Here is a 1,232-nt window from a genome sequence, read left to right on the forward strand (position 1 = left end):
CAACGGAAAGCTTGAGCTTAGCCTCAATAACCGCCCTGCAATCTGCTATTTGCGCGGCGATGGCAGTCTTGTCCGAAATCTTATTGATATGGGGAAGACCCGTGATCTTAGGTGAGACGCTGGTCGCCGCAGCTTCTAGCTCCCTAAGCCTTCGTCGCTCCTGTTCAATTTCATGATTCAAATAATAAAGCTGCGATAACTCCTTCTTTGTCACCTAATCCCTCCTCCTTCTCAGCTTGCCCTTAAGATATTCCGCATTTATAGATTCAGGCAAGAGGGAAGATGGCATTTCCCGTCTGAGCCAATCCATTCACAGCGGTTCTTTTTGCAAAATTCCCGGGGCTTCCCGTCGTATTGAAAACGGGAGGCCTTTTCTTTGTCCTTATTGGGAACGTCTATTCCCTTCTGTTCTGCGATTGGAACTTGCGGCGCTTTTTTAACGCGCCTGCTTCGACCGGCTGCTTCCGCTGCCTCTATAATTTCCTCCGGGGGTTCAACGCCAAATGCGGCGCCAGCTTTTCTAATGCTGGCCGGGTACGGGTCTTGTTCTCCGCGCTCCCAGCGGCTGATCTGTATTGCGCACATCCCGCACCTTTCAGCAAACTTCTGTTTCGTAAGGCCTGAGCCTTTATATAAGTCAAAAAGCCATTTTGCCGCGGGGTTCATGCTTCTTCCTCCTGCTCCATGCGAGCGCCGCAGTTGGGGCAAAACCTGTAAAGACAGATTTCCATATCGCCTTCTGTTGCTTTAAGTGGAATTTCAAGCCCGCAGGTACTGCATTTTTGATATGGGGAAAAATTTTCAAACCCTGTTATCCAACGCCCGTGCCTCACCGGGGCAACATCAGCGGCGGGAAACTCTGTAATCTCCCTCATTACGTCCAGCGGCTTGTCCTGCTTGTTGAACAAATGAGACAAGAGCTTTTCACGTTCTATGTATTCAGCCATCTTCATTCTCCTCCGCTAAATGATTAAACAGCTTACGGCTCATAACCTGACAGGGAGCAACCCCTTGCTCGTTGATCGCCTTGCATTCACACGAGATTGGCCTCCATTGGTCACATCTTGCACAGGGCGGCCAGCCTTTTTGTTTATCCATTCTCATCACTCTTCCTCCTTCACCGGCCCCCGTTGTAGATAACCACCATCGAGGGAAAAGGGGCGGCGTTTACGGCGTTGCCGTCATCGTCCGTAAAATGCAAACGCCCTCGCACAAACCTGATTTCCGCCTTC

General features: G+C 50.6%; 4 protein-coding genes. All 4 read right to left on the reverse strand.

The genetic code is table 11. The annotated features are described in order from the left end of the window. The coding region (locus DPQ25_RS14265; protein ID WP_407928175.1) for a hypothetical protein at positions 1-214 on the reverse strand (214 nt) is incomplete at its 3' end. Between the two features lie 44 nt (positions 215-258). Beyond that, positions 259-666 (reverse strand): helix-turn-helix domain-containing protein, encoded by a 408-nt coding sequence (locus DPQ25_RS14270; RefSeq protein WP_242978408.1) that lies wholly within the window; start codon positions 664-666, stop codon positions 259-261. Continuing rightward, positions 663-947 (reverse strand): hypothetical protein, encoded by a 285-nt coding sequence (locus tag DPQ25_RS14275; protein WP_112333838.1) that lies wholly within the window; start codon positions 945-947, stop codon positions 663-665. Before DPQ25_RS14275 ends, DPQ25_RS14270 begins: the two co-directional genes overlap by 4 nt. After that, positions 940-1,104, reverse strand: coding sequence for a hypothetical protein (locus tag DPQ25_RS14825; protein WP_177577150.1), 165 nt, complete (start codon positions 1,102-1,104; stop codon positions 940-942). Before DPQ25_RS14825 ends, DPQ25_RS14275 begins: the two co-directional genes overlap by 8 nt. Positions 1,105-1,232: the final 128 nt, after the last annotated feature.

This window comes from Hydrogeniiclostridium mannosilyticum (assembly GCF_003268275.1).
Taxonomy (GTDB): domain Bacteria; phylum Bacillota; class Clostridia; order Oscillospirales; family Acutalibacteraceae; genus Hydrogeniiclostridium; species Hydrogeniiclostridium mannosilyticum.

Excerpts from the sequence above, each read along its gene's own strand:
- DPQ25_RS14825 (WP_177577150.1), bottom strand. The coding sequence starts at position 1,104 with ATGAGAATGGATAAACAAAAAGGCTGGCCGCCCTGTGCAAGATGTGAC.
- DPQ25_RS14275 (WP_112333838.1), bottom strand. The coding sequence starts at position 947 with ATGGCTGAATACATAGAACGTGAAAAGCTCTTGTCTCATTTGTTCAAC.
- DPQ25_RS14270 (WP_242978408.1), bottom strand. The coding sequence starts at position 666 with ATGAACCCCGCGGCAAAATGGCTTTTTGACTTATATAAAGGCTCAGGC.